The organism is Kitasatospora sp. GAS1066B, assembly GCF_041262605.1.
Classification (GTDB): domain Bacteria; phylum Actinomycetota; class Actinomycetes; order Streptomycetales; family Streptomycetaceae; genus Kitasatospora.
Genome location: NZ_JBGCCO010000003.1, coordinates 179,374 through 205,627, shown reverse-complemented (window position 1 = coordinate 205,627; position 26,254 = coordinate 179,374). Strand labels below are relative to the sequence as shown.

Here is a 26,254-nt window from a genome sequence, read left to right as displayed (position 1 = left end):
GCGGGCCGATCGCCACCCGCTGGAAGTCAGGGCCTGTCCTACGGCAGTGGGGTCGGTGCCGCCAGGTAGGACTGGGTCCGGGTGGCCCAGTAGCCGAAGTCGCCGGGCCCGCTCTGGTCGGTGCCCGAGGTCTCCGGCACGCCGTAGGTGCTGGTCCCGGTGCCCGCGCCGAACAGGACCGCCACCACGCCCGCCGCGGCGGCCTCCGGCAGGTGGGAGCCCCAGGTGACGGTCGATCCGCTGACCGAGACCTTCGGGTCCGCGCCCGGATTGCTGCCGTAGAAGGCGAGGTTGTTGCCGCTGGAGGTGAAGGAGTCGCCGTAGAAGAAGGTCGAGGCGGAGTCCTCGTTCTGCTCGGCGGTGGTGTTGTCCAGGTCGGGGAAGCTGCCGGAGGCGTTGAAGTAGCCGGGGCTCGGCGTGTGCGTGGAGTTGAGGTGGCCGACCGCGATCTGCCAGAGCACCGCTGGCAGGCCGAGCGACTGACGGATCGTCTGCACGTAGAGCAGGTAGTTGCTCCAGTGCGCCGCGTTCAGGTACCGCACGTCGGCGGCGGGGTTCGGGTCGCGCAGGATGCCGAAGTCCTGGCCCCACTGGTCGAAGGCGACGAAGTCGGCCCGGTAGCCGATGTCCGCGCTCTTCAGGAAGGCGGCCACCTGGTCGCCGGTCGAGGCGACCGACTGGCGGCCCGCCGTCCAGCCCATGGTGTCGGTGTCCTTGAGCGCGTCCCGCACGCCCCAGGTGTTGACCTGCCAGCCCAGGAAGGCCGCGGGGTCGTACTTCTTGACGGTGTAACCGATCGCCTCGACCAGGCCCTTGAGGCTGTCGCCGAACGCCGGATCGCTGCCGCTGCTCAGCACGCCGGCGGCGTACGCGGCGCTGGTGGCGGCCGGGAACTTCGACGCGTCACCGCCGTACTGGGCGGCGTAGTTCTGCTGCAGGTAGCCCAGCATGTCGGGCTCGATCACCCAGCCCACCGGCTTGCCGGGCGCGGCCGCGTTCGCCGCCGTGGCGGCGTTCTTCAGCGCCTGGAAGTACGAGGTCAGCCAGCTCGCGCTCTGCATGTTGGTGTAGTCGACGCCGGTGCCGTCGACGTTGCCGTTCATCCCGTACTCGACCATCACCCGAGTCATGCCCAGCTGCTCGGAGTGCTGGACCATGGTCGTGGTGGTCGCCGCCCAGTTCGGCAGGTCATCGCCGGTCAGATATTCATATCCGTAGTCCGGCAGCTTGCCGTGTGTCGCGAGGCCGCTGAAGAAGCTGTCCACGTTGCCGCCGGGGGTGTAGACGCTGCCGATCGACAGGTAGGACGGGTGCCAGCTGGAACCGCCGCCCGGGCCACCACCGCTGGTCTGCGTCACCCCGCTCACCGGGGCGCTCGGCGCCGACGCGTGGCCGGCCGCGTCGAGCGCGGTGACGGTGTAGGTGTGGCTGCTGCCCGCGGCCAGGCCGGACACGGTCGCCGTGGTGGAGCCGCTGGTGGCGACCACTGTCGAGCCCTCGCCGACCTGGTACGAGGTGGCGGTGGAGCCGGTGGACGGCCCGGTCCAGGCCAGCGAGATCGAGGAGGCGGTGGTGGCAGTGACGGTCAGCCCGGTGGGGGTGGCCGGGCTCTGCGCGGGGCCGCCACCGGGGCCGGTCAGCGAGACGTCGTCGGCGAAGTACGTGCCCTGGCCGTACCAGCCGTGCAGGTAGAGGGTGACCGAGGTGGTCGAGGCGTCCGTGCTGAAGCTGGTGGTCAGCTGCTGCCAGCCGTTGGTGCTCGGCGTCCAGGTCGAGCTGTGGTCGGTGGCGCCCAGGTAGACGTAGCTGCCCTGGACGTAGGCCGAGAGCGTGTACGTCGAGTTCGGCTGGACGGCGACGGTCTGGGTGCACTGCGCGTCGTCGCTCGCGGTGGCCGCGCCGGCCAGCGCGTGCGCGCCGGAGTGGACCGGGGAGCCGACCACGGCGCCGGTTCCCGGATCGCAGCTCCAGCCGGTCAGATCACCGGTCTCGAACCCGGAGTTGACCACCGGAGCGGTGCCGTCGGCCCGCGCGGGAGCGGCCAGCGCGAGCAGTCCGCCGGCCAGCAGCGCAGCCGAACTGATCACGGAAACAGCAGAGTTGAGCTTGCGCACAGAGTCCTCCGGTGGGGGGCGGCAGGGCGATGCGACGCGTACCGTGACGACGATGGACTAGACCTCTTGAGACGTCAAGGGCCGCGGTTCACCGAACGGCCCCGCCACCGTGCCGAGCCGCCATCTGACGGTCGATCAGCTATGCGAGAATGCGCCCTACCGACCCCCCTGCAAGGAAGAGCCGCCGTGCGCGACGACACAATCAGCGAGTTCCTGGACCGCCTGGCCGATCGGGTCCCCGCCCCGGGGGGCGGCGCGTCGGCCGCGCTGCACGCCGCTCAGGCGGCGGCGCTGCTGGCCATGGTGGCCCGCTACAGCACCGGGGAGAAGTACGCCGCCCACCAGCCGGTGGTGGAGCGGATCCTGCGGGAGAGCGAGACGCTGCGCGGCCGGGCCCTGACCCTGGCCGAGCAGGACGCGGCCGCCTTCACCGCCGTCACCGACGCCTACCGGCTGCCCACGGACGACGACGCGGCCAAGGCGGCCCGCACGGCGGCGATCGCCCAGGCGCTGGTCGGCGCCGCCCGCCCGCCGGCCGAGGTGATCACCGCCGCGCTGGACATCGTCGAACTGGCCGAGACCCTGCTGCCGATCGGCAACCCCAACGTGATCACCGACATCGCCGCCGCCGCCGAGGCGGCCCGGGCGGCGGCCACCACCGCCCGGGTCAACGTCGAGGTCAACCTGACCGGCATCCGCGAGGAGCGCACCCGCGAGGCGCTGCTGGCCGACACCGCCCGGGTGGACGAGATCGCCGCCCGCGCCGAGCGGGTCACCGCCGCCGTCCGGGCGGAGCTGGCCAAGTGACCGCCACCGTGCTCTCCGGCACCGAGCTGGCCAACGCGATCCGGGCCGAAGCCGCCGCCCGCGCCGAGGAGTTGGCCGCCGCCGGCCGGCGCCCGCAGCTGGCCGTGGTCACCGCCACGGCCGACGAGTCCAGCGCCTGGTACGTCCGTTCGATCGTGCGAGCGGCCAAGAAGACCGGCCTGGAGTGCACCGTCCACGACCTGGGCCCGGACGCCGAGCCGAACGCGATCAGCGCCCGGCTGGCCGAACTCAGCGCCGACCACGCGGTGCACGGACTGATGCTGCAGACCCCGCTGCCGCCCGGCACCACCCTGGAGGAGCTCGCCTCGGCGATCGCCTTCGAGAAGGACGTCGACGGCGCCAACCCGCTCTCGCTGGGCCGCCTGGCCAGCGGGCTGCCCGCCTTCGCCCCGGCCACCGCCGAGGCCGTGGTCGCGCTGCTGGACCACTACCGGGTGCCGCTGAGCGGCCGTCAGGCCGTGGTGGTGGGCCGCTCCACGGTGGTCGGCAAGCCGGCCGCGCACCTGCTGCTCGACCGCGACGCCACGGTGACGGTCTGCCACTCGCGCACCGCCGACCTGGCGGCGGTGACCAGCGGCGCCGAGGTGCTGGTCGCGGCGGTGGGCCGGCCCGGGCTGATCACGGCCGACCACGTGCGCCCCGGCGCGGTGGTGATCGACGTGGGCACCAACCCCACCCCGGACGGCGGCCTGGTGGGCGACGTGGCGCCGCAGGCCGCCGAACGGGCGGGCGCGCTGACCCCGGTGCCGGGCGGCGTGGGTCCGGTCACCACCGCGCTGCTGCTGCGGCACACGGTGCTGGCCGCCGACCGGGCCGGCTGACCGCCACCCCGCTCACCCCGGCACGCCCAGCAGTTCCACCCGCTCGCCCGACGCCACACCGCCCGGCGGGACCACGGCCAGCGCCTCGGCCAGCGCCAGGCCACGCAGCATCGCCGGGCCGTCGAAGGCCAGCGGCACCGGACCCCGCTCGCCCAGCCGCACCGGCAGCAGCCGGGTGTCGGCGGGGTGCCCGGGCAACGCGGCGGCGGTCCGCACGATGCGGCCCGGGCCGGTCCGGCGCCCGGCGAGCGCGTCCAGCAGCGGCAGCGCCAGGGTGACCATGCCGGCCACGGCGGCCAGCGGGTTGCCGGGCAGTCCGACCAGATGACGCACCGCCCTGTCGGGGCCGGCCGGTGGCAGCTCGGCCAGCAGCATCGGGTGTCCGGGACGGACCGCCACCCCGTCCACCAGCGGCCGGGCACCGCAGTCGGCCAGCGCCGCGTGCAGGAAGTCCACCGGCCCGGCCGCCGTACCGCCGGTGGTGACCACCACATCGGCCGCCGAGTGCCGCACCGCGTCCCGCAGCAGCGCGAAGTCGTCCCGCACCGTGCGCCGCCCCAGCACCTCGGCACCGGCCGTGCCCAACCAGGGCTGCAGCAGCGGGCCGAGCGCGTCGCGGACCAGTCCCGGCTCCGGCAGGCCGGACTCCAGCAACTCGTCGCCGAGCACCAGCAGGTCGACGGTGGGACGGCGACGGACCGCCAGCCGGTCGTAGCCGCAGGCGGCGGCGAGGCCGAGGACGGCCGCCGTGACCGGCGTACCGGCCGGCAGCAACTCCTCGCCGGTGCGGCACTCCTGAGCGCGCGGGCGGACGTCCTGGCCCGGCGCGGGCTCGCTGGGCACCATCGAGTGCAGCGTGCCGGGGCCCCTGCCCGGGCGCTCGACCCGGCCGTGCTCGCGGCGCAGCACCGCGGTCGCGCCGGGCGGCAGTTGGGCACCGGTGGCGATCTCGGTGGCCCAGCCGTCGGCCAGCGGCGGCGGAGTCCGCCCGGCCAGGACCCTCCCGGCCAGCCGCCACGGGCCCGGGCCGGCCACCGCCCAGCCGTCCATCGCGGAGGTGTCGAAGGCCGGCAGATCGGTGAGCGCGGCCAGCGGGACGGCCAGCGTGTGGCCGAGCGCGGCGTCGAGCTCGCGTTCGACGGCGGGCAGCGGACGCGCCGGAGCCCGGCCGGCGATCGCGCGCGCCCGTGGCCAGGACGCCATGGGGGTGGGGGTGGCGGCCCCCTGGGTGCCCAGCGGCGGCGCGGCGGCGCTCACGGCTGCTCCACGGCGGGCGGCGGAGGCGTCTCGGACGGCTGCGGCGCCGCCGGCCGCTGCGCCTCCTGCTCCGCCCTCGGCCCGGCGGCCCAGCGCTCGGCCAGCGCGGTCACCTGCCGCACGGCCTCGCCGACCGCGCCCGCCCCGCCACCACGGGCCGCGGCGGCGTAGCCGACCAGGAAGGTGGTCAGCGGGGCGGCCGGGCGGTCCACCCCGTGCGCCACCACCCGGGCGAGGTCGAGCAGTTCCCGGATCTCGGCCTTCGGGTCGATACCCAGCTCGGCCGCGGCCTCGGCCATCCAGTCGTCCAGCGTGCGTTCCATGGTGGTCCATGCTGCCTGATCCACGGCCCGCCACCGTGTCGCGCGGATCAGCGCCTCGGGTCGTTTCGCTCACGGGGCCGCACCGGGGCTGTGAGCGAACAACCGTCGAGCGGCCCCGGGGTCACTCCTGCCGGTCAGTCCTGCCGGTCCGCCCGGCTGCGGGCGGCGGCCAGCTCCTCCCAGGTGTCGCAGTCCTGCGACACGCCGTCAGGATCGGCCAGCCGGACCGTGCGCAGGCCGCCGGTCAGGCGCCGTAGCGGCAGGCCCACCGGGTCGCCGAGGCCGGCCAGCGCGGCGCGCAGGGCCGACGTGCGGTAGGCGGCGGCCAGCGGCTGGTCGCGGCCCTCGGCATCGACCAGCACGGCCGCGTCGACCTCGGCGCCCTCGGCGACCTCGGCGGTGAGGGCGGCCGCCAGCCGGTGCACGGTCGCCGCGTCCAGGAACGGCAGATCGGCGGCGAGCAGCAGCACCACCGGCGCGCGCACGGCCGGATCCGCCAGCCCGGCCGCGGCGGCGGCCACCGGCCCGCCTCCGGGCGGCTGCTCCCTGGTCCACCGCGGCCCACCGGTCGCCGCCGGGCCGCCAGGGCGCGTAGGCGCCGGCCCCACCACCACGGTGCTCCGAGCCCCCGCGCAGGCGGCCAGGACCCGGTCCAGCAGGCTGCGGCCGCCGACCGTCAGCCGCGGCTTGTCGGCGCCGCCGAGCCGCCGGGCCGCGCCACCCGCGAGCACGATCGCGTCGTACCCGATCGCGCCGTCGTCCGCACCGCCGTCCGTGCCCTGCCGGTGAGCCGCTGCTCTGGTCATGGCCCCCAGTATCCGCGCTACGCCGGCTGCGCTATTCCGCGGCGGCCGGCCCGGCGTGCGCCTGGGCGCCGGCGGCGAGCACGGTCGGCAGGGTCAGCTCACCGTACCGCTCACCGACCGCGGCGATCAGCGCGTCCGGATCGTGCGGGTACCGGGCGAGCAGGTGGTCGAAGTCCTGCAGGTACTCGCCGGTGAAGGCCAGCACCCGGCCCGCGTCGTCGTCCTGCTCGGGCGCCCGGTGCCCGGCGATCACCCGGTTCACGCCCAGGTCAGCGATCCGGCCCAGATTGCGGATCCAGGTGGCGCGCTGCTCGGGTGTGGTCTCGACGGTCCACACGTGGGTGCCGTTCCAGACCAGGTCACCGGCGATCACCGTGCGCGAGCCGGGTACGTGCACCACGGTGCTGGTGGCGCAGTCGCCCTGGCCCAGGTAGAGCACCCGGATCAGCTGACGGTCGATCATCAGCGGCTGCGGCCGCAGCGGACGGGGCAGGATCGGGGCCTCGGGGATGTCGGCACCGTAGATCGGCCGCCACTGCCGGACCTTCTCGGCGGCCGTCGCGGCGATCGCCTCCACCACCGGCGGAGCGGCGAGCAGATGCGCCTGCGGGAAGAGCCGGAGCACCTCCTCGACCCCGAAGTAGTGGTCGGGATGCGGGTGGGTGATCACCACGGCCAGCAGGTTGCGTCCCTTGCCGGCGATCCATTCGGCCAGCTCGCGCCCGGCGCTGCGGGTCAGCTGGGCGTCCACCAGGATGGCGTCGCGCACGCCGAGGATCAGGCTGGAGGTGGCGAAGAAGGCCGACTCCGGGCCGGTGAAGACCTCGATCGCCAGCGGCGGGCCGGGTGGGGTGGTCGCGGTGGCGCCCACCGGCACGGGGGTGAGGGCGTGCCCGCCGGTCCCGCCGTCCTCGCCGTTGCCGCCGCCGCTCCCGCCTGATCGAGCGGGCTGGTTCGGCGATGACGGCGGTGGCGACGAGGTCACTTGGCTCTCCCTGATCCGCGGCGGTCCTCGCGCCCCGCCGGGCGGGGGCGCTGTCGGGACCAGCATGGAAGCCGACCCCCCGCGTCGCCCGGCAGGCGCGCCCGGGCGAGTGAGCCTCGGCGGGCCGCTGCCACGGTCCGCCGGCCGGCCTTCGACGGACCGTCAGCGACGGCCCGCCGACGACGAAGTGTGGCGACACAGTGGCAACGGGGCGTCAGGCGTCGACGCGCTCCGCCAGCCGCCCGGCCAGCGCCTTCGCCTTGGCCGCCGCGTCCTCGTGGGCCTGCGCCTTGGAGGCGTCCGCGTGCTCGATGAACTCGGCGAGCGCGGGGTTGACCCGGGCCAGCGTCATCTCCGCCACGATGAAGTCCACGTCCATGCCCAGCAGCCCGGTGAAGGCCTTGCGCAGGTAGCTCTGGACGAACTCGAACTCGGCGCGCGGGGTGCCGGGCCCGTAGGCGCCACCGTTCGAGACGGCCACGGTGACCGGCTTGCCGGCGACCGAGCCGCCCTCGCCGCCGGTGCGGCCGAACAGCACCACCTGGTCGAGCCAGGCCTTCAGCGTGGAGGGGATGGTGAAGTTGTACATCGGGGCGCCGATCAGCACCGCGTCGGCCTGCTCCAGCTCGACGATCAGCTCCTCGCGCAGCGCGGCGGCGGCCCGCTGCTCCTCGGTGTGCGTCTCGGCGGGGGCCCACTGGGCGGCGATCGCGGCACCGCTGAGGTGCGGCACCGGGGTGACGCCCAGGTCGCGGTGGATCACGGTGCCGTCCGGGTTCGCGGCCTGCCACTCCCGGGCGAAGGTCGCGGCGACCTCACGGGAGACCGAGCCCTGGGTCACGGCCGAAGAGTCGATGTGCAGCAGCGTGGGCATGGCAATCCTCCATACATCGCGATAGGTACTGCCGTTTTCTTGGCAGCTGTCATTACCGTAGCAGCTAACTTTTCCGCAGTCACGATGGAATGGCCGTACCCTGGACGGCATGGGTGAGCCAGAGCTGGATCCGACAGGCTTGAGCACCACCGGGACCGTGCCGGAACCGAACGAGCTGTGCGAGGTCGCCTCGGTGGCGGCCGCGGCGACGCTCGGTCCGTGCACCAGCGTCGACAACGCGCTGACCCGGGTCTTCACGCTGCTCGGAAAGCGCTGGTCGGGGCTGGTGGTGGCGGTGCTCAGCAACGGCCCCGCGCACTTCTCCCAGCTTCGCCGGGCGATCCCCGGGATCAGCGAGCGGATGCTCTCCGACCGGCTGACCGAACTGGCCGAGGCCGGCCTGGTGGTCCGCCTGGTCGACGACGGACCACCGCTGCGGGTCAGCTACCGGCTGACCGAGGCGGGCCGGGCGCTGCGCCCGGCCCTGGACGAGCTGCGCAACTGGGCCGCCATCCATCTACCGGAGGCCGTCCCACCCGGCTGCTGAGCGGCCGCAGCGGACCAGCGGTTCGAGGGGCCAGCGGTTCGAGGGGCCAGCCGATCAGCGGTCGTTGGTGAAGCCGAACTCGCTCCACCGCACGTCGCCCCGCCCGTGCAGGTCCCCGCGCTCGTCCTGGTGCACGGCGCGCAGCCCCGCCGCCCGTGCCTGGTCGAGGACCTCCTCGGCCCGCACCGTGAACATCCGCCGCCCGGCCGGCACCGGACCGTGACGGACGGTCAGCAGCAGCATCCCGCCGGGGCCGAGCAGCCCGGCCACGGTGCGCATCGCCGTCGCCCGCTCGGCGGGTGCCAGGTGCATCCAGACCGCGATCACCGTGATCAGGTCGAAACGGGCGCCCTCGGCCAGCAGCGCCGGCAGCCCGGGCAGCGCGTCGTCCACCCAGCGGATCCCGGCCCCCTGGTGCAGCCGCTCGCCCGCCGCGCGCAACGCGGCGGTGGGCTCGACCGCGGTGACCTGGTGGCCCAGCGCCGCCAGCGCGGCGGCGTCCCGGCCGGAGCCGGCGCCGAGGTCCAGCACCCGGGCGGGCGCCGGCGGCAGCAGGTGCAGCCGTCCGTGGTGAACCTGCGCGAAGCTGACGCTCTCGTACTGCTCGACCAGCACGGCGGCCTCGTCCTGATAGCCGGCCGTGCCCGCGGCGGCGCCCCGGTCCGCCCCGCGCGCCAGGGCCGCGAGCAGCCCGGGCAGCTCGCGCATCTCGTGGAAGACCTGCTGCGCGCCCGCCTCCGCCAACGACTCCGCCGAGGTCAGGCCGCCCGCGTAGCCGAGCACCCGCATCCCGGCCGCGCGGGCCGCCCGGACGCCCGGGCCGCTGTCCTCCACCACCACGCAGCCCGCCGCCGGCACGCCCATCCGCCCCGCCGCGTGCAGGAACAGGTCAGGGGCGGGCTTGCCCCGGTCGACCTCGGTGGCGCTGAAGATCCGACCGTCGAAGTAGTCGTACAGGCCGGTCCGCCCCAGGGTGTGCCGCATCTTCTCGTGACTGCCGCTGGAGGCCACGCAGGACGGCCGGTGCAGCGCCGCCAGCGCCGCCTCGATCCCGTCGACCGGTGCCAACTCCCGGTCCACCGCCACCCGGTGCCGCTCCTCGAAGGCCCGCTGCCAGTCGGCGGCCACCGCCGCGCCCAGCCGCTCGGCGACCTGCTCGCCGATCGAGGCGGTCGAGCGGCCGACGAACCGCGCCACCACCTCCGCCTCGGTGAGCGGCCAGCCGAACTCGGCAGCGAGTGCCACGTGCAGCCGGACCGCGATCCGCTCACTGTCCACCAGCACCCCGTCGCAGTCGAAGATGACCAGGTCGACGCGATCGTTCGTACGGCTGTCGGTTTCTGTCATCGGGTCAGACTAGGCATCTCCCCCGCACACCGGTCACCGGCCTACCTATGGCTGACCGATTCGCCCGGACCGCGCCGTCCGTACTGTCGACAGCGGAACGAACGAACCGGTCGCAACCTGGAGGACACCATGACCGCCTACGCCCTCGGCCACCTGCACACCGTCGACTTCAACGCCGGGATCGTCGAGTACCTGGAGCGGATCGACGCGACCCTCGACCCCTTCGACGGCCGCTTCCTGGTCCACGGCAACCCCGTCGACCTGCGCGAGGGAAGCTGGTCGGGCGACCTGGTGCTGATCGAGTTCCCCGACCTGGCGCGGGCCCAGGCCTGGTACGACTCCCCCGCCTACCAGGACATCCTCGCGCTGCGCACCGACAACGCCGTCTGCGACGTCCTGCTGGTCGGCGGAGTCGACGCCGGCTACCGCGCCGTGGCAACGCTCGCCCACTGAGGAGCACCTGCGGAGCCTGGTCGCTCGAGGCCTGCGCCGGTGTGTCGGCCCGTCAGTTCGACTGCCGGGCGCACTCCGCCGCCCGAGCCAGCAGCAACGCGTGCTCCCGGCCGTTGCGGGTGAGCGCGGCCGCCTGTTCGAACTCCGCCCGGGCCTCGGCCACCCGACCCAGCTTCGCCAGCAGGTCACCGCGGACGGCGGGCAGCAGGTGGTACCCACGCAGTGCGGGCTCGTCGCGGAGCTGGTCGAGCAGGTCGAGTCCGATCGCCGGGCCGAACGCCATGCCCAGCGCGACCGCCCGGTTCAGCTCCACCACCGGGGAGGGCGCCCGGCGGGCCAGCGCCTCGTAGAGCGCGGCGATCCGCACCCAGTCGGTCTGCTCGGCGCTCACCGCGCGGGCGTGGCAGGCGGCGATCGCGGCCTGCAGCGCGTACGGGCCGGGCGGGCCGGCCGCCAGCTCCTCGGCCCGGGCCAGCGCCGCCAGGCCGCGCCGGATCAGCAGCTGGTCCCAGCGTGACCGGTCCTGGTCGAGCAGCAGCACCGGGGCACCGTCCGCGCCGGTTCTGGCCTGCGCCCGGGAGGCCTGGACCTCCAGCAGCGCGACCAGCCCGTGCACCTCCGGCTCGCTCGGGACCAGCCCGGCCAGCACCCGCCCCAGCCGCAGCGCGTCCTCGCAGAGGGCGGGGCGCATCCAGTCGTCGCCGGCCGTCGCCGCGTAACCCTCGTTGAAGATCAGGTAGATCACCTCAAGGACCGAGTCCAGCCGCTGGGCCAGCTCCGGACCGCTGGGCACCTCGAACGGCACCTCGGCGCGGGCCAGCGTCCGCTTGGCGCGGACGATCCGCTGGGCGACCGTCGCCTCCGGGACCAGGAAGGCTCGGGCGATCTCCTCGGTGGTGAGCCCGCCGAGCAGCCGAAGCGTCAGAGCCACCCGCGCCTCGGTGGCGAGCACCGGGTGGCAGGCGATGAAGACCAGGCGCAGCAGGTCGTCCTCGATCTCCTCGGCCTGCTCGACGAACTGCTCGGGTCCCGGCGCGGGCTCGGCGGCCAGCTGGTGGCCGAACTGGTCGAGCTTGCCGGCCAGCCGCTGCTCACGGCGGACCAGGTCGATCGCGCGGCGCTTGGCGGTGGTCATCAGCCAGGCGCCCGGGTTGCGCGGCACGCCGTCCCTGGGCCACTGCTCCAGCGCGGCGACCAGCGCGTCCTGCGCCAGCTCCTCGGCGAGGTCGAGGTCCCGCACGATCCGGGTCAGCCCGGCGATCAGCCGCGGCGACTCGATCCGCCAGACGGCGGCCACCGCGCGGTGCGCGGCCGGGTCGGCATCAGGGTGGTGCGGCTGCGCGGTGGTCACGGCTACCCATCAGAGCAGCGGGCGACGGGGGGTCGCAAGCGCAAGCTACGCCCGGCTCGGGGTTTGCAACCTTTGCAAACCCCGAGCCGGGCGTAGCTCACCTGCTCAGCAGCTCACCCGCTCGGCGCCCTTATCGAGCCTGCGCCTGCTGGCGCCGCACCTCTTCGGCCAGTGCCTGCTCGCGCTCCAGCGCGTCCGGCGGCAGCACGTCGGCCGGGAAGTCGGTGGGCTCGAAGATCTGCCGCAGCTCCACCTCCCCGCCCTCGCCGAACGGCACCCGGCAGGCCCACTCGACGGCCTCCTCGCGCGACTTCACCTGGATCAGCCAGTAGCCCGCGATCAGCTCCTTGGCCTCGGTGAAAGGCCCGTCGGTCACCTTCGGCTTCCCGCCCGGCCAGCTGACCCGGAACCCCTTCGAACTCGGGTGCAGCCCGTCGGCCGCCAGCAGCACCCCGGCCTTCACCAGTTCCTCGTTGTAGCGGCCCATCTCCTCGAACACCCCCGGCGGCGGCAGCACGCCGGACTCGGTGTTCTCATCAGCCCGGACGATCATCATGTAGCGCATCGCAGTCTCCTTCTCGGCCCGGCTCCCGAGCGGCCTCTCCACCCGGTTCCATCCAGCCTTCACCCATGCGTCGAACGGCGGCACGCCGAATCGACACCGCGGCTGAACTTTTTCCGAACCACCCGCCGGTGCGCCTCCTCCCCCGACGTCACCCCCCCAGCCGGCGCCGGCCTGCTCCCGCACGCAGACGTCTGGCCTCCCTGGACCTGACCGTCCTCGACTGAGCCACCGCTCAGCTGGTCCGCCCGTCCAGGGCGCGCACGATCCGGGCCGGGTTGCCCACCGCCAGCACCCCGGCCGGCAGGTCCTTGGTGACCACCGCGCCGGCACCGACCACCGTGTCCTCGGCGATCGTCACACCAGGACAGACGATCACCCCGCCACCGAGCCAGACGTTGTCGCCGATCGTCACCGGGATCGCCCGCTCCCAGCCGACCCGGCGGCGATCCGGATCCAGTTCGTGAGTCGGCGTCAGGAGCTGGACGTTCGGCCCGATCTGCACGTCCGCCCCGATGGTGACGGGCGCCGCGTCGAGGAAGACCGCACCGAAGTTGACGAACGTCCGGGCCCCGATGCTGATGTGGTAGCCGAAGTCGCACTGGAACGGAGGCCGGATCCGCACCCCGTCACCCACCGAACCGAGCAACTCCTCCAGGACCGCCCGGCGCTCGCCCGCAGCGAGCCGGCCGGCCGCGTTGTACGCCGCACAGAGCTCGGCCCGCCTCTCGGAGTCCGCGCCCAGCTCGGGGTCGTCGGGGAGGTACCAGTCCCCGGCCAGCATGCGCTGCTTGTTCTCGCCCACGGGTCTCCTCTCGGATCGGGATCAGCCACGCTCCGCACCCGCCGCCGCCTCAGTCCCGCGTCATGTCCACGAACCGCGAGTAGTGGCCCTGGAAGGCGACCGTGATGGTGGCCGTCGGACCGTTACGGTGCTTGGCCACGATCAGGTCGGCCTCGCCCGCGCGGGGGGACTCCTTCTCGTAGGCGTCCTCGCGGTGGAGCAGGATGACCATGTCGGCGTCCTGCTCGATGGAGCCCGATTCACGCAGGTCGGAGACCATCGGCTTCTTGTCGGTGCGCTGCTCGGGGCCACGGTTCAGCTGGGAGAGCGCGATCACCGGGACCTCCAGCTCCTTCGCCAGCAGCTTCAGGTTTCGCGACATGTCGGAGACCTCCTGCTGGCGGCTCTCGGCCCGTCTCGAGCCGCCGGACTGCATCAGCTGGAGGTAGTCGATGACGACCAGCTTGAGGTCGGCGCGCTGCTTCAGGCGCCGGCACTTGGCGCGGATCTCCATCATCGACAGGTTCGGCGAGTCGTCGATGTAGAGCGGAGCCGCCGTCACGTCCGGCATCCGGCGCGCCACTCGGGTCCAGTCGTCGTCCGTCATGTTGCCCGAACGCATGTGGTGCAGCGCGACCCTGGCCTCCGCCGAGAGCAGGCGCATGGCGATCTCGTTGCGGCCCATTTCGAGCGAGAAGATCACGCTCGGCAGGCCGTTGGTGATCGAGCAGGCCCGCGAGAAGTCCAGGGCCAGTGTCGACTTTCCCATGGCCGGGCGCGCCGCGATCACGATCATCTGCCCGGGGTGCAGCCCGTTGGTGAGCGCGTCCAGGTCGGCGAAGCCGGTCGGGACGCCGGACATCTGGCCCTGCCGGGAGCCGATCGCCTCGATCTCGTCGAGGGCGCCCTCCATGATGTCGGCCAGCGGCGCGTAGTCCTCGCTGGTGCGCTGCTCGGTGACGGCGTAGATCTCGGCCTGGGCGGCGTTGACGATCTCGTCCACATCGCCCTCGGCGGCGTAGCCCATGCCGGCGATCCGGGTGCCCGCCTCGACCAGGCGGCGCAGCACGGCGCGCTCGTGGACGATCTCGGCGTAGTACTCGGCGTTGGCGGCGGTGGGGACGGAGTTGACCAGGGTGTGCAGGTAGCCGGGGCCGCCGACCCGGGTGAGCTCGCCGCGCTTGGTCAGCTCGCTGGCGACGGTGATCGGGTCGGCCGGCTCGCCGCGGGCGTAGAGGTCGAGGATCGCGCTGTGGATGAGCTCGTGGGCCGGGCGGTAGTAGTCGAGCGGCTTGAGCACCTCGACGACGTCGGCGATGGCGTCCTTGGAGAGCATCATGCCGCCGAGCACGGACTGCTCGGCCGGCAGGTCCTGCGGTGGGACCCGCTCGAAACCCTCGACGCCGCCCTCCCGGCCGCCGTCGCGCCCGCCGTCCCGACCGCCGTCACGCCCGCGCTCGCCGTCACGCTTGCGGAACTCGCCCTTGCCACCACCACCGCCCCCGGCGGCCTCGCCGCGGTTGCGGGTGACCGGCAGGCGGTCGCTGGGGCCGGCGGCGGGGAATGAGGGGCCGAACGCGTCGTCGGACGGCTGCCAGTCGTCCTCCGGGGGCGGCGGCACGTCGTGGTCGTCGTACTGGGGGCCGGTCACGCTTGTTCCCCGTTCAGCGAGCGGTGCGAGTCTGGTGCAAAGACGAGGTGGCCTGGGTGGTGGAAGGGCACCATCACGGTCCGCTCCACCTCCTTCATACGCCACACGGCCGACAGAACGGCGGCCGGGTGCGGGCGCGGCGCGTCGGGTGAGCGACCACGCTAAGGCGCGCGTGGGCCTAGTTCCAAGAAAATCCGGGGCAGTTATCCACAGGGGGTGGGGATGAACTGCCTATCACTGTGGACAACTGCCCGAAACCTGTGCACAAGCTTGGGGAAAGTCCTGTGGATAACCAGACGATCCGCTCGGTGTCAACTCGCTGACCTGGGATGACTCTTTCCACCGGCTGTGCATGAGAAAAACTTCACACAGCTGGGCACCCAGCAGCCGTAATGACCAAGACTCCATGTACTGCTTACCGGTGTATGCCTTACGGTATCCGCATGACTGCTGGCCCCTCGACCGCTGAGCCGACTCCCCCCGCGCCCAGCAAGCCCGGCACCGAGCGGCCGGCCGCCGCCGAGCTCCGGCACGAGCGCCGCCGGCACGACCGGGAGATCCTCGCGCTGGCCGTGCCGGCCTTCGGCGCGCTGGTGGCCGAGCCGCTCTTCCTGCTCGGCGACTCGGCGATCGTCGGCCACCTCGGCACCGCCCAGCTGGCCGGCCTCGGCGTGGCCGGCACCGCGCTGAGCACGCTCGCCGGGATCTTCGTCTTCCTGGCCTACGCGACCACCGCCGCGGTGGCCCGGCGGATCGGCGCCGGCGACCGCAGGGCGGCCGTCCAGCAGGGCATCGACGGTGTCTGGCTGGCCCTGCTGCTCGCCGTCCCGGTCGGGCTGCTGGCGGCCCTGCTGGCCCCACGGGTGGCCGACCTGCTCGGCGCCTCGGCCACCGCCGCCCCGTACGCGGTGACCTACCTGCGGATCAGCGCCTTGGGCATCCCGGCCATGCTGATGGTGCTGGCCGCCACCGGCGTGCTGCGCGGCCTGCAGGACACCCGTACACCGCTGCTGGTGGCCGTGGCCGGCTTCACCGCCAACCTCGGGCTCAACTTCGCCCTGGTCTACGGCGCCGACCTGGGCGTGGCCGGCTCGGCCTGGGGCACGGTCCTGGCCCAGAACGCGATGGCCGCGGCCTACCTGGCCGTGGTGGTCCGCGGCGCCCGCCGCGAGCGGGCCGCGCTCCGTCCCGACCCCGCCGGGATCCGGGCCTGTGCCCTGGCCGGCGGGCCGTTGATGATCCGTACCCTCAGCCTGCGCGCGGTGCTGGTGCTGGCCACCGCGGTGGCCGCGCGGCTCGGCGACCGCGAGGTGGCGGCCCATCAGATCGCCATGGCGCTCTGGAGTTTCCTGGCTTTCGCGCTGGATGCCATCGCGATAGCCGGGCAGGCGACCATCGGCCGCTACCTGGGTGCCGGGGACCGCGCCGGTGCCCGGGCGGCGACCCGGCGGATGGTCGAGTGGGGGCTCGGCTCGGGGCTGCTGCTCGGCCTGCTGGTGGTACTGGCCCGGCCGCTCTACGTCCCCCTCTTCACCGCCGACCCGGCGGTCCGCGCGCAGCTCTCCGTGGTCCTGCTGCTGGTCGCGCTGACCCAGCCCGCCTCGGGACCGGTCTTCGTGCTGGACGGGGTGCTGATGGGCGCCGGCGACGGCGGCTACCTGGCCTGGGCGATGCTCGGCACGCTGGCCGCCTTTGCGCCGCTGGTCCTGGTGGTGCCCTCGCTCGGCTGGGGGCTGGCCGGCGTCTGGTGGGCGCTGAACCTCTTCATCCTGCTGCGCTGCGCCTTCCTGCTCGGCCGGTTGCGCACCGGCCGCTGGCTGGTGACCGGCGCGGTCCGGGCCTGAACACCCGAGGCGAACCGCCGCGCGCCAGGCGGCACCGCAGACCGGCACGCGGACCGGCACCGGAGACGCGAAAGGGCCGGCCCTCCCCTGCGGGAGGCCCGGCCCTTTCGTTGACGCGTTACCGCAGCCTGGATCAGGCGGCGACGACGGCGACGTCGAGGTCGGCCTTGACGTCGGCGTGCAGCTTGACCGAGACCTTGTGGGTGCCCACGGTCTTGATCGGCGAGGCGATCGTGACGGCGCGCTTGTCCACCGCCGGGCCGCCGGCGGCCTTGACGGCCTCGACGACGTCGGCCTGGGTCACCGAGCCGAACAGGCGGCCGGCGTCGCCGGAGCGAACGGCCAGCTTGACCTGCAGACCCTCGAGCTTGGCCTTGAACTCGTTGGCCGCCTCGATGGTCTGGATCTCGTGGATCTTGCGAGCGCGACGGATCGCGTCGACGTCCTTCTGGCCGCCCTTGGTCCAGCGGATGGCGAAGCCACGCGGAACCAGGTAGTTACGGGCGTAACCGTCCTTGACCTCGACGATCTCGCCGGCGCCACCGAGGCCAGGGACCTCGTGAGTGAGGATGATCTTCATTTTTCGGTCACCCTCTCTTAGCGCGCGGTGCTGGTGTAGGGCAGCAGCGCCATCTCACGGCTGTTCTTCACGGCCGTGGCGACGTCACGCTGGTGCTGGGTGCAGTTGCCGGTGACCCGGCGGGCACGGATCTTTCCGCGGTCGGAGATGAACTTCCGCAGCAGGTTCGTGTCCTTGTAGTCAACGTAGTTGACCTTGTCCTTGCAGAAGACGCAAACCTTCTTCTTCGGCTTGCGAGCAGGCGGCTTCGCCATGGTGTGCTCCAAATGAGGATCACGATCCGGGGCCCGCATCGAGTGCGGGAGTCCCGGGTCGCACGAAATCTGTCAGCTCTTAGAACGGGGGCTCTTCCGAGAAGCCGCCACCGGACGGGGCACCCCAGCCGCCGCCACCCTGGTTGCCACCAGAGGGAGCGCTGGACGCCCAGGGGTCGTCGGAGGGACCGGACTGGCCACCCGAGGCGTTGCCGCCCCAGTTGCCACCCTGGCCGCCACCGTTGCCACCCCAACCGCCGCCCTGGCCGCCGCCGCCGGCCTGCTGGCCACCGCCGGCAAAGCCGCCGCCGGCACCACCAGGAGCGCCGGACCGGTTGGCCCGGGTCACCTTGGCGGTCGCCGAGCGCAGGCTCGGTCCGACCTCGTCGACCTCGACCTCGAAGACCGTCCGCTTCTCGCCTTCCTTGGTCTCGTAAGACCGCTGGCGCAGTCGGCCCTGCACGATCACGCGCATGCCGCGCTGCAGCGACTCGGCCACGTTCTCCGCCGGCTGACGCCAGACGTTGCACGTGAGGAAGAGGCTCTCGCCGTCCTTCCACTCGTTGGTCTGGCGGTCGAAGGTGCGGGGAGTGGACGCGATGCGGAACTTCGCGACCGCCGCACCCGAGGGGGTGAAACGCAGCTCGGGGTCGTCGACGAGATTGCCGACGAGGGTGATGACGGTCTCGCCTGCCATGGTGTGCTGACCTCTCGGGAGGAAGAGTTCCGTTCAGCGATGTTTCACGTGAAACATCGGACATGAGCCTTCGGGACTTCAGAAGTCCCGAGGGTGGCTCAGTGGGTGTCCGGGCGCAGGACCTTGGTCCGCAGAACCGACTCGCTCAGCGACATCTGGCGGTCGAGCTCCTTGACGACCTCAGGCGTGGCCTTGAGGTCGATGACCGAGTAAATGCCCTCGGGCTGCTTCTTGATCTCGTACGCCAGGCGGCGACGACCCCAGGTGTCGACCTTCTCAACGGTGCCACCGCCGGTGCGGACGACGTTGAGGAAGTTCTCGATCAGGGGGGAGACAGCGCGCTCCTCGACCGAGGGGTCGAGGATGACCATCACCTCGTAGTGACGCATGGGTAAACCCACCTCCTTTGGACTCAGCGGCCACGGTCTCTCCGTGGCAGGAGGGTTGTACGGCGTCGGCACTGGAGCCGTGCCGACCTCGGACCACTGTGGTGGGACCACGGTAGTGACCAGGTCTGACAGTCGGACCCCGCCGGACCCGAAACGGGCCACCGACCCGCGAGCGGGCAGGCGAGGACGCAGATACACCAGTGCAGATCGCTCAGCCTACCCGCACCCATCCGGACGAACAAAACACCCATGGATTGCCGGGACGTCTGGAGCGGCGCAATCTTGGGCAGAACGGGTACACACACCGCGCTCGCCCTCCGCAGGAGGTGGGTTCCATGGCACAGACCATCCGCCGATTCCCCGCGCTCACCCTCAACACCGACGGTCACCGGCACCCCAGGGAGAACACCCTGGTGGGCCTGACCGTGATCCTGGGCCTGGTGGCCTTCAGCACGTCCTTCGTGCACAGCCTGCACCTGCTGAGTTCCTGGACCGGGCTCGCCGGCGTCATCGTCGGCCTGTGGAGCCAGTTCATCTCAGTGACCACCGCCGAGCGGTTCGTGACGGTGATCGCACTGGCCGCCTCCGCGTTCGGTCTCGGCATCGGTCTGGCCCATGGCGGCCTCTTCGGCTGACCTCCGGGGCAGCCGCCCGGCGGCAGCCCGGTTCACAGCCGGCGCATCAGACGGCGCTCTCCCCTCGGAGGGCGCCGTTCGCGCCGTTCCGGCACCCGATCGCGGACCGCACCCCTAGGGTTCCGTCAGCGCGCCGCGTGTGACCCGGCCGAAACGGACCATTCGGACGATAAGGTCACAGAGCCATCGATAGGGTCACACAGCCATAGGGTCGCGAGGCCGACACCCGCAGTCCACTCCAAGGAGCACCCCGAGCATGAGCCTGCGTCTGAGGACGATCACCCGTGAGGAGCATCTCGCCTTCATCCGGAGCCTGCCGTCAGCGAGCCACATGCAGGTGCCGTCCTGGGGCGAGGTGAAGTCGGAGTGGCGCAGCGAGTCGATCGGGTGGATCGATGCTTCGGGTGCGGTGGTCGGTGCCGGTCTGGTGCTCTACCGGCAGCTGCCCAAGCTCAAGCGCTACCTGGCCTATCTGCCGGAGGGGCCGACGATCGACTGGTTCGACCAGGATCTCGACCGGTGGCTGAGCCCGATGCTGGCGCATCTGAAGGCGCAGGGCGCGTTCTCGGTGAAGATGGGGCCGCCGGTGGTGATCCGCCGTTGGGAGTCCAGCACCATCAAGGAGGCGATCGCCGGTGGTCAGGCCAAGCGGCTGCGGGACCTCGACCCCGACTGGTACGAGCCGCAGGCCTTCGAGCTGGCCGATCGGCTGCGCCGGGGCGGCTGGCTGCAGGGCGAGGACGGCGGGGCCGGTTTCGGTGACGTGCAGCCGCGCTACGTCTTCCAGGTGGCGCTGGCCGGCCGCTCGCTGGACGACATCCAGCGCGGCTTCAACCAGCTCTGGCGGCGCAACATCAAGAAGGCCGAGAAGAGCGGCGTCGAGGTGGTCCAGGGCGGCTACGAGGACCTGGCCGTCTTCCACCGGCTCTACGTGGTGACCGCCGAGCGCGACCGCTTCACCCCGCGCCCGCTGGGCTACTTCCAGCGGATGTGGCAGACGCTCAACTCCGAGGACCCCAACCGGATGCGGCTCTACCTCGCCTACCACGACGGCGAGCCGCTGGCCGGGACCACGATGCTGACCGTGGGCGAGCACGTCTGGTACTCCTACGGTGCCTCGGCCGACCACAAGCGCGAGGTCAAGCCGTCCAACGCGATCCAGTGGCGGATGATGCGCGACGCGTACGCGCTGGGCGCGGGAATCTACGACCTGCGCGGGATCAGCGACACGCTCCAGGAGGAGGACCCGCTCTTCGGCCTGATCCAGTTCAAGCTCGGCACCGGCGGGCAGGCCGCCGAATACCTCGGGGAGTGGGACTTCCCGCTGAACAAGCTGCTGCACAAGGCGCTCGACCTCTACATGTCACGCCGCTGACGCAGCCGCGCGCCGCCCACCGCACGACCCGCACCACCCCCCGGGGAGAGCTCGATGACCCTTTCGCTCTACGTCGACACCGACCGCTGGCGGACGCATCAGCGCACGCTGCTGGCCGAGTTCCCCGCCCTGGTCCCGGTGGCCAAGGGCAACGGCTACGGCTTCGGCAACCTGCGGCTCGCCCGGGAGGCCGAACTGCTGGGCACCGGGATGCTGGCGGTGGGCACCGCGACGGAGGCCACCGAGGTGCTCCGCGACAGCGAGCGGGCCGGCGGCTACCAGGGCGACGTGCTGGTGCTGACGCCCTATCGGATCGGCGAGGAGCCCCCTCAAGCCCCTGCGACCGCGGTGCCGGCGGCCCCCCCGGCGGATGGCCGGGGCAGGGTGGTGCGCACGGTGGCGAGCGTGGAGGCACTGGCCGCGCTGGCCGGGCACCGGGTGGTGGTGGAGTGCATGACCAGCATGCGCCGGCACGGCATCGCGCCCGCCGAACTCGACTACCTGGCCGAGGCCACCGGCCAAGGCGGCGCGGCGGCCACCGTCGAGGGTTTCGCGCTGCACCTGCCGCTGGACCGCCCGGACCCGGTCGCCGAGGTCGCCGCCTGGATCGACGCGATCGCCGGGGCCGGGCTGCCCACCGGCACCGTCTACCTGAGCCACCTGAGTTCGGCCGGAGTCACCGCGCTGCGCGCCGCCCACCCACGCGTCGAGTTCCGCTCCCGGATCGGCACCCGGCTCTGGCTCGGCGACGTCGGTGCGCTCAGCGCCGGGGCCACCGTGCTGGACGTGACCGCGCTGGCCAAGGGTGAGCGCTACGGCTACCGCCAGCACAGGGCGCCCTCCGACGGCCACCTGCTGGTGGTCTGCGGCGGCACCGCGCACGGCATCGGCCTGGAGTCGCCCAAGTACGTGCGGGGGCTGCTGCCCCGCGCCAAGGGGATCGCCAGGGCCGGGCTGGCCACGCTGAACCGCACCCTGTCGCCCTACCAGTGGAACGGGCGCCAGCTCTGGTTCGCCGAGCCGCCGCACATGCAGGTGAGCATCCTCTTCCTGCCCGCCGGCAGCAAGCCGCCGGCGGTCGGCGACGAGCTCGCGCTCACCGTCCGGCACACCACCACGCACTTCGACCAGGTGGCCGACCGGACCGCCTGACCGGCGCTCAGAAGTGCCCGGGCTCCACCGCAGGCTCCACCACCGGGCGGGCGTCCTGCACATCGTGCTCGTCCTGCCCGCCGTGCTCGTCCTGCAGGTCGTCCGTCAGCCAGTCCACGCCGTCCACCGGAGCGAAGGCGGCGTAGGACTCATGCTCCCGCAGCCGGCGCGCCGCGCCGATCACGAAGACGTCGGGGGCGAAGTCGAGGATGCCGCCCGACGGGTCGTCGCTGCCGTCCCAGCGCACCGGGTCGTGCTCGGGGCGCAGGATGTCGCGGATCACCTTGGCGCAGAGGTAGAGCGTGCCGGCCAGGTGCAGGATCACCGCGAAGTGGTACCAGTCCTGGCCGATCCCGTGCTGCTTGGAATCGCTGATGAAGGCCAGGTAGGACCAGATGCCGAGGAAGTACAGCACCTCGCAGGCCTGCCAGATCAGGAAGTCCCGCCAGCGCGGGCGGGCCAGGGCGGCCAGCGGGATCAGCCAGAGCACGTACTGCGGGGAGTAGACCTTGTTGGTGACCACGAAGGCCGCCACCACCAGGAAGACCAGCTGGGCGTAGCGCGGCCGGCGCGGCGCGGCCAGGGCCAGCCAGCCGATGCCCAGGCAGCAGGCGATCAGCAGGGCGGCGATCCAGTTGTTCAGGCCGGCCAGCGAGGCGTTGCGGTCCTGCATCAGGACCATCCAGAAGGACCCGAAGTCCTCCTTGCGGCTCTGGCTGAAGCTGTAGAAGGTGGCCCAGCCGTCGAAGTTCGCGATCATGATCGGCACGTTGACCAGCAGCCAGGCGCCCACCGCGCCGGCGGTGGCCTGCCAGAACTCCCGCCAGCGGCCCGAACGCCAGCAGAGCACCAGCAGCGGGCCGAGCAGCAGCACCGGATAGAGCTTGGCGGCGGTGGCCAGACCGATGAAGACACCGGCCCACACGGTGCGCTTGCCCGACCAGTAGGCCATCGCGACGGCGGTCAGCGCGACCGCCAGCAGGTCCCAGTTGATCGTGGCGTCCAGCGCCAGGCAGGGCGCCAGCGCGAAGAGCAGCGCGTCCCACGGGCGGCGGCGGTGGGTGCGGGTGAGCGCGATCACCGTGATCACCGCGCAGATCAGCAGCATCCCGGCGTTGACCATCCAGAACCAGCGCTCGCGGTCCTCGATGACGCCGCTGGTCGGGGTGAGCCAGCCGGCGATCTGCATGAAGCCGCCGGTGAGCACCGGGTACTCCAGGTACTTCATGTCCGGCGAGGGCGAGGGCAGCATGTCGAGGTACGGATGCAGCCCGAGCGAGAAGCCGCGCGCGGTGTACAGGTGCGGGATGTCGCTGTAGCAGGCGTGGGTGTACTGGGCGGTGGCGCCGAAGAACCAGCCGCTGGTGTAGCAGGGCAGCTTCTGCACCATGCCGAGGAGGTACGTCAGGACGGTGGCCAGCGCCAGGAAGCGGGCCGGGATCCACCAGGAGACGCCCAGCAGGGCCCGGCGCCCGGGCGGGCCGCCGAGCAGTTCGCTGCCGGCCGCCGCGACCGGGTCCTCGTCGGCGGGGACCACCACGGTGTTGGGCAGCGGGCCCTCGGCCGGCGCCACCGCGCTCTCGGCGGCTGGGGTCTCGTCACGAGTGCTGGACGTCATGCCGGACATACTGCCGCACCCGCGCCGATCGGACGAGGACCGGTCCCGAACAGCCGGCGCCCGGGCGCGCCCGGGCAGGAAACGCCCGAGGGCGGCCCCGCTCGCGCGGGACCGCCCTCGGAGGAGGGTTGCTCAGGGGGTGGCGGTGGACGACGGTGACGAGGTGCCACCACCGCCGGGGCCGCCGTGGGTCTTGGTGGACGTCGGGGACGGGGTCGTGCAGTCACCCGGGAAGATCGGGATGCAGCCGCCGTTCCCACCGTTGCCGCCGCCCGGCCCGCCGTTGCTGCCGGTGGACGACGATTTGCCCGGGCTCGGCTGGCCGCCACAGTCCACGCCGGGGATACAGGTCGGGGCGCCGGTGGGCGACTGGACCGGGGCCTGGGTGGTCGGCGGGGCGGTGACCGGGGCCTGGGTGGTCGCCGGAGCGCTCGGCGACGGCGGCGCGCTGATCGACGTGGAGGGCGAGGGGGAGGCGGTGCTCGGCGCGCCCGAGGCGTCGACCTCCTGGTTCACCGGCGCCGGCGTCGGGAAGTCCTGCGCCGGGGTGCCGGCCAGCGCGCCCTTCATGTAGTTGGCGAAGATCTCGGCCGGCAGGTCACCACCGTAGAAGGAGGTCTTGCCGCCGGTGCCGATCAACGACAGCAGGCCGGGGTGCGTGGGGTCCTCGCGGAACATCGTGATCGCGGTGGCCAACTGCGGGGTGTAGCCGTCGAACCAGGCCGAGGTGCCCTTGTCGGTGGTACCGGTCTTGCCGGCCACCTGGCGCCCCGGGAGCTGGGCCTTGGTGCCGGTGCCCTTCTGCACCACGTCCTGGAGCACGCTGGTGATGTTGTCGGCCACCGCCTGGTCCAGCACCGGCTTCGGGGCGGGCTTGGTGATGGTGGTCAACTGCTTGCCGGAGTACACCACCTTGGTCACCGGGTACATGTCGGTCTGCTGCCCGCGGGCGGCGAAGACCGAGTATCCGGAGGCCATCTGGATCGCGCTCGGGGTCGAGGTGCCGATCGCGAACGAGGCGGTGTTCTGGTTGGCCACCGGCATGGAGGCCGGGTTCAGCCCCATCTGGGCGGCCAGCTTGGCCACGTTCGGACCGCCGACGTCCTCACCGAGCTGCACGTAGGGCACGTTGAACGAGTTGGCCATCGCGGTCCGCAGCGTCACGTAGCCCTGCGGTCCGTTCTCGTCGTTCACCTGCTTGAAGACCGAGCCGTCCGGGTTGGTCACCAGCGAGCCGTCCGGCTTGCGGATGGTGCTCAGGTTGTCGGCGTTGTAGCGGCTGTCCTCGTTGATCCGCAGCGGTTTGCCGTCCGGGCCGGTCTGCGTCTGCAGGCCGACCTGCATCGCGGTGGCCAGCACGTACGGCTTGAAGGTCGAGCCGACCGGGACACCGGTGGTGTCCGCGTTGTTGCTGTACTGGCCCTTGTCCTGGCCCGGACCGCCGTAGAGCGCCACCAGCGCGCCGTCCCCCGGGACCACCGAGGCCGCGCCGACCTGGACGAACGTGTCGTTGTTGGGGCGCTTGGTGGGGTCGAGGGTCTGCTGCTGCATCTGCGCGACGGCCGCGCTCAGCTCGTCGACCTTGTCCTTCTGCAGGGTGGTGTAGATCTGGTAGCCGCCCGCGCCCAGCGAGGCGTCGGTGATGGTCGGGTCCTTCTGCTCCAGGTACTTGTCGACGGTGGCGACGATGTAGCCGACCTGACCGCTCATGTTGGTCGAGGGCTGCTGCTTGAGCGGTTCGGGCAGGCCCGCCTTCTCGCACTGGTTCAGCTGGTCCTGGGTGATGGCCTTGGTGACCACCATCCGGCCCAGGATCCACTCCCAGCGGCCGGTGCTCGGATTGCTCGGCGTGCCGAACATGTTCGCGTGGTTGGCCGCGCTGAGCGAGGGGTCGTAGAGCGCCGCGCCCTTGAGCAGACCGGCCAGCATGGCACTCTGGCAGGGGTTCAGGTCCTTGGCGTCGACGCCGTAGTAGTTGCGGGCGGCGGCCTGGATGCCGTTGGAGCCACGACCGAACCAGCTGGTGTTCAGGTAGCCGTCCAGGATGTCGTCCTTGGACTCCTTCTGACTGATCTTCAGCGTGATGAAGAACTCCTTGAGCTTGCGACTGATCGTCTGGCTCTGGCTCAGGTAGGCGTTCTTCACGTACTGCTGGGTGATCGTCGAACCACCCTGGGTGGCCCCACCGGACGCCATGTTGTAGACGGCGCGGGCGATGCCCTTGGGGTCGATGCCGCTGTCGGTGCGGAAGGACTCGTTCTCGGCCGCGATCACCGCGTCCTGCGCGGACTTGTTGATGTCGCTGATCGGGACGATCACCCGGTGGGTGCTCCCGGTCGTGGTCATCTGGCTGCCGTCGGCCCAGTAGTACGTGTTGGGCTGGTCGTTCACCAGGTCCTTGAGCTGCGGCACGCTGGTCATCGAGTAGGCGGTGCCGATCGCGGCGACGCCGCCGCCGAAGAAGATCAGGAAGACCGACAGGATCTGCTTCCAGGAGGGCAGCCAGCGCCGCACCCCGCGCTTGCCCCAGCGCGGATAGTCGATGAAGCGCTTCTTGCCCGGCGGCTTGGCACCGGCACCACGGCCGTCACGGCCGGGACCGCCCGGTCCACCAGGGCCGCTGCCGCCCTTGCGACCGCGCTTCTGGGTGGCCTTGCGCATCTCGGCACGGCTCAACCGCGGTTGCTGGCTCGTCTCCCGGACCCCGCTCTGCGGCCCGCGCGGCCCGGCCGCCCGGCCACCAGGGCGAGGCTGGCCCGGGGTGTCGTAGCTGGGCGCACCCTCGGGCGCGGAGCCGTAGGCGTACGGGCGTTGGCCGTTCGGTTCACCGGACGGCTGCTCGCCGCCGCCCGAGTTCGGCGACCGGCGCCGGTGTTCGCTCATAGTCCAGTAACTCCTCGGCCAGGCACGGACGCCTGTAGACAGGATCCACTTCCGATGCCCGCAACCGCCCTAGGCCTGGTTCAGGCCGCCGCCCCGGTGGTGGTCCTCGTGCACACGCGACAGG

At 72.4% G+C, this 26,254-nt stretch carries 23 protein-coding genes and 3 pseudogenes; 8 read left to right on the top strand and 18 right to left on the bottom strand.

Features of this window, described 5'->3' with window-relative positions; genetic code table 11:
• Positions 1-38 precede the first annotated feature (38 nt).
• A complete protein-coding gene (locus ABH937_RS04335; RefSeq protein WP_370217265.1) occupies positions 39-2,087 on the bottom strand; it encodes a carbohydrate binding domain-containing protein in 2,049 nt (682 codons plus the stop codon).
• A 213-nt stretch (positions 2,088-2,300) separates the two neighbouring features.
• Between ABH937_RS04335 and ABH937_RS04330 the strand changes: the two genes are divergently transcribed.
• The gene (locus ABH937_RS04330; RefSeq protein WP_370217263.1) at positions 2,301-2,921 is read left to right on the top strand and encodes a cyclodeaminase/cyclohydrolase family protein; all 621 of its coding nucleotides are present in this window, start codon (positions 2,301-2,303) and stop codon (positions 2,919-2,921) included.
• Positions 2,918-3,763: a bifunctional 5,10-methylenetetrahydrofolate dehydrogenase/5,10-methenyltetrahydrofolate cyclohydrolase gene (locus ABH937_RS04325; RefSeq protein WP_280694627.1), complete on the top strand. Its 846-nt coding sequence runs from the start codon at positions 2,918-2,920 to the stop codon at positions 3,761-3,763. Before ABH937_RS04330 ends, ABH937_RS04325 begins: the two co-directional genes overlap by 4 nt.
• A 12-nt stretch (positions 3,764-3,775) precedes the next feature.
• Here the strand turns inward: ABH937_RS04325 and ABH937_RS04320 are convergent, their stop codons facing one another.
• The 5 genes and pseudogenes from ABH937_RS04320 to ABH937_RS04300 all read right to left on the bottom strand — a co-directional run bounded on the left by ABH937_RS04320 (position 3,776) and on the right by ABH937_RS04300 (position 8,008).
• The gene (locus ABH937_RS04320) at positions 3,776-4,966 is read right to left on the bottom strand and encodes a molybdopterin molybdotransferase MoeA (protein WP_370217339.1); all 1,191 of its coding nucleotides are present in this window, start codon (positions 4,964-4,966) and stop codon (positions 3,776-3,778) included.
• A 50-nt stretch (positions 4,967-5,016) separates the two neighbouring features.
• Positions 5,017-5,310, bottom strand: a pseudogene (locus ABH937_RS04315) (DUF6457 domain-containing protein); the annotation flags it as partial.
• Positions 5,311-5,481: 171 nt separating this feature from the next.
• Positions 5,482-6,149 (bottom strand): annotated as a pseudogene (locus ABH937_RS04310) (molybdenum cofactor guanylyltransferase); the annotation flags it as partial.
• A gap of 31 nt (positions 6,150-6,180) precedes the next feature.
• Positions 6,181-7,134: an MBL fold metallo-hydrolase gene (locus tag ABH937_RS04305; RefSeq protein WP_370217261.1), complete on the bottom strand. Its 954-nt coding sequence runs from the start codon at positions 7,132-7,134 to the stop codon at positions 6,181-6,183.
• 214 nt (positions 7,135-7,348) lie between these two features.
• Positions 7,349-8,008 (bottom strand): FMN-dependent NADH-azoreductase, encoded by a 660-nt coding sequence (locus ABH937_RS04300; protein WP_280694623.1) that lies wholly within the window; start codon positions 8,006-8,008, stop codon positions 7,349-7,351.
• Positions 8,009-8,201: 193 nt separating this feature from the next.
• Here ABH937_RS04300 and ABH937_RS04295 point away from each other — a divergent pair, with 193 nt between their 5' ends.
• Positions 8,202-8,555 carry a winged helix-turn-helix transcriptional regulator gene (locus tag ABH937_RS04295; protein WP_370217338.1) on the top strand — a complete coding sequence of 118 codons (354 nt, stop codon included), beginning with the start codon at positions 8,202-8,204 and terminating at the stop codon, positions 8,553-8,555.
• A gap of 54 nt (positions 8,556-8,609) precedes the next feature.
• Here ABH937_RS04295 and ABH937_RS04290 read toward each other — a convergent pair whose 3' ends face one another.
• Both ABH937_RS04290 and ABH937_RS04285 read right to left on the bottom strand, forming a co-directional pair.
• On the bottom strand, positions 8,610-9,086 hold the full coding sequence (locus ABH937_RS04290; protein ID WP_370217336.1) for a class I SAM-dependent methyltransferase: 477 nt from the start codon (positions 9,084-9,086) through the stop codon (positions 8,610-8,612).
• Between the two features lie 147 nt (positions 9,087-9,233).
• Positions 9,234-9,902 (bottom strand): annotated as a pseudogene (locus ABH937_RS04285) (HAD family hydrolase); the annotation flags it as partial.
• A gap of 129 nt (positions 9,903-10,031) precedes the next feature.
• On the opposite strand from ABH937_RS04285, the gene ABH937_RS04280 reads away from it, so the two are divergent.
• Positions 10,032-10,355: a DUF1330 domain-containing protein gene (locus ABH937_RS04280; RefSeq protein ID WP_280694622.1), complete on the top strand. Its 324-nt coding sequence runs from the start codon at positions 10,032-10,034 to the stop codon at positions 10,353-10,355.
• 52 nt (positions 10,356-10,407) lie between these two features.
• Here ABH937_RS04280 and ABH937_RS04275 read toward each other — a convergent pair whose 3' ends face one another.
• The 4 genes from ABH937_RS04275 to dnaB form a co-directional block, all read right to left on the bottom strand.
• Complete coding sequence (locus ABH937_RS04275; RefSeq protein ID WP_370217260.1) at positions 10,408-11,706, bottom strand: RNA polymerase sigma factor; 1,299 nt, start codon at positions 11,704-11,706, stop codon at positions 10,408-10,410.
• Between the two features lie 130 nt (positions 11,707-11,836).
• The gene (locus ABH937_RS04270) at positions 11,837-12,271 is read right to left on the bottom strand and encodes a YciI family protein (protein WP_370217259.1); all 435 of its coding nucleotides are present in this window, start codon (positions 12,269-12,271) and stop codon (positions 11,837-11,839) included.
• A 232-nt stretch (positions 12,272-12,503) separates the two neighbouring features.
• Positions 12,504-13,073: a sugar O-acetyltransferase gene (locus ABH937_RS04265; protein ID WP_370217258.1), complete on the bottom strand. Its 570-nt coding sequence runs from the start codon at positions 13,071-13,073 to the stop codon at positions 12,504-12,506.
• A gap of 49 nt (positions 13,074-13,122) precedes the next feature.
• Positions 13,123-14,673: a replicative DNA helicase gene (gene dnaB / locus ABH937_RS04260; RefSeq protein ID WP_370146688.1), complete on the bottom strand. Its 1,551-nt coding sequence runs from the start codon at positions 14,671-14,673 to the stop codon at positions 13,123-13,125.
• A 473-nt stretch (positions 14,674-15,146) separates the two neighbouring features.
• Here dnaB and ABH937_RS04255 point away from each other — a divergent pair, with 473 nt between their 5' ends.
• Entirely contained in the window at positions 15,147-16,547 is a 1,401-nt protein-coding gene (locus ABH937_RS04255; protein WP_370217257.1) for an MATE family efflux transporter, read from the top strand.
• A 133-nt stretch (positions 16,548-16,680) separates the two neighbouring features.
• Here the strand turns inward: ABH937_RS04255 and rplI are convergent, their stop codons facing one another.
• The 4 genes from rplI to rpsF all read right to left on the bottom strand — a co-directional run bounded on the left by rplI (position 16,681) and on the right by rpsF (position 18,467).
• Entirely contained in the window at positions 16,681-17,127 is a 447-nt protein-coding gene (gene rplI, locus ABH937_RS04250; protein ID WP_280694617.1) for a 50S ribosomal protein L9, read from the bottom strand.
• Between the two features lie 17 nt (positions 17,128-17,144).
• Positions 17,145-17,381, bottom strand: a complete 237-nt coding sequence (gene rpsR, locus ABH937_RS04245) for a 30S ribosomal protein S18 (protein WP_030304537.1) — start codon at positions 17,379-17,381, stop codon at positions 17,145-17,147.
• A 79-nt stretch (positions 17,382-17,460) separates the two neighbouring features.
• Positions 17,461-18,078, bottom strand: a complete 618-nt coding sequence (locus ABH937_RS04240) for a single-stranded DNA-binding protein (protein WP_280694615.1) — start codon at positions 18,076-18,078, stop codon at positions 17,461-17,463.
• Between the two features lie 98 nt (positions 18,079-18,176).
• Positions 18,177-18,467 carry a 30S ribosomal protein S6 gene (rpsF, locus tag ABH937_RS04235; RefSeq protein ID WP_280694614.1) on the bottom strand — a complete coding sequence of 97 codons (291 nt, stop codon included), beginning with the start codon at positions 18,465-18,467 and terminating at the stop codon, positions 18,177-18,179.
• Positions 18,468-18,802: 335 nt separating this feature from the next.
• Here rpsF and ABH937_RS04230 point away from each other — a divergent pair, with 335 nt between their 5' ends.
• The 3 genes from ABH937_RS04230 (at position 18,803) to ABH937_RS04220 (ending at position 21,629) form a co-directional block, all read left to right on the top strand.
• Complete coding sequence (locus ABH937_RS04230; protein WP_280694613.1) at positions 18,803-19,102, top strand: hypothetical protein; 300 nt, start codon at positions 18,803-18,805, stop codon at positions 19,100-19,102.
• 256 nt (positions 19,103-19,358) lie between these two features.
• Positions 19,359-20,477 carry a lipid II:glycine glycyltransferase FemX gene (locus ABH937_RS04225; protein WP_370217255.1) on the top strand — a complete coding sequence of 373 codons (1,119 nt, stop codon included), beginning with the start codon at positions 19,359-19,361 and terminating at the stop codon, positions 20,475-20,477.
• Between the two features lie 54 nt (positions 20,478-20,531).
• The gene (locus ABH937_RS04220; protein WP_280691331.1) at positions 20,532-21,629 is read left to right on the top strand and encodes an alanine racemase; all 1,098 of its coding nucleotides are present in this window, start codon (positions 20,532-20,534) and stop codon (positions 21,627-21,629) included.
• A gap of 7 nt (positions 21,630-21,636) precedes the next feature.
• Here the strand turns inward: ABH937_RS04220 and ABH937_RS04215 are convergent, their stop codons facing one another.
• A complete protein-coding gene (locus tag ABH937_RS04215; protein ID WP_370217254.1) occupies positions 21,637-23,247 on the bottom strand; it encodes a glycosyltransferase family 87 protein in 1,611 nt (536 codons plus the stop codon).
• Positions 23,248-23,379: 132 nt separating this feature from the next.
• Positions 23,380-26,130, bottom strand: coding sequence for a transglycosylase domain-containing protein (locus tag ABH937_RS04210; RefSeq protein ID WP_370217253.1), 2,751 nt, complete (start codon positions 26,128-26,130; stop codon positions 23,380-23,382).
• Between the last annotated feature and the right edge of the window lie 124 nt (positions 26,131-26,254).

Bases quoted from the DNA above. Each gene is read 5' to 3' on its own strand.
- ABH937_RS04320 (WP_370217339.1), bottom strand. From the start codon at position 4,966: ATGGCGTCCTGGCCACGGGCGCGCGCGATCGCCGGCCGGGCTCCGGCG.
- ABH937_RS04300 (WP_280694623.1), bottom strand. From the start codon at position 8,008: ATGCCCACGCTGCTGCACATCGACTCTTCGGCCGTGACCCAGGGCTCG.
- ABH937_RS04280 (WP_280694622.1), top strand. From the start codon at position 10,032: ATGACCGCCTACGCCCTCGGCCACCTGCACACCGTCGACTTCAACGCC.
- ABH937_RS04270 (WP_370217259.1), bottom strand. From the start codon at position 12,271: ATGCGCTACATGATGATCGTCCGGGCTGATGAGAACACCGAGTCCGGC.
- ABH937_RS04255 (WP_370217257.1), top strand. From the start codon at position 15,147: ATGACTGCTGGCCCCTCGACCGCTGAGCCGACTCCCCCCGCGCCCAGC.
- rplI (WP_280694617.1), bottom strand. From the start codon at position 17,127: ATGAAGATCATCCTCACTCACGAGGTCCCTGGCCTCGGTGGCGCCGGC.
- rpsR (WP_030304537.1), bottom strand. From the start codon at position 17,381: ATGGCGAAGCCGCCTGCTCGCAAGCCGAAGAAGAAGGTTTGCGTCTTC.
- ABH937_RS04240 (WP_280694615.1), bottom strand. From the start codon at position 18,078: ATGGCAGGCGAGACCGTCATCACCCTCGTCGGCAATCTCGTCGACGAC.
- rpsF (WP_280694614.1), bottom strand. From the start codon at position 18,467: ATGCGTCACTACGAGGTGATGGTCATCCTCGACCCCTCGGTCGAGGAG.
- ABH937_RS04230 (WP_280694613.1), top strand. From the start codon at position 18,803: ATGGCACAGACCATCCGCCGATTCCCCGCGCTCACCCTCAACACCGAC.
- ABH937_RS04225 (WP_370217255.1), top strand. From the start codon at position 19,359: ATGAGCCTGCGTCTGAGGACGATCACCCGTGAGGAGCATCTCGCCTTC.
- ABH937_RS04220 (WP_280691331.1), top strand. From the start codon at position 20,532: ATGACCCTTTCGCTCTACGTCGACACCGACCGCTGGCGGACGCATCAG.
- ABH937_RS04215 (WP_370217254.1), bottom strand. From the start codon at position 23,247: ATGACGTCCAGCACTCGTGACGAGACCCCAGCCGCCGAGAGCGCGGTG.
- ABH937_RS04210 (WP_370217253.1), bottom strand. From the start codon at position 26,130: ATGAGCGAACACCGGCGCCGGTCGCCGAACTCGGGCGGCGGCGAGCAG.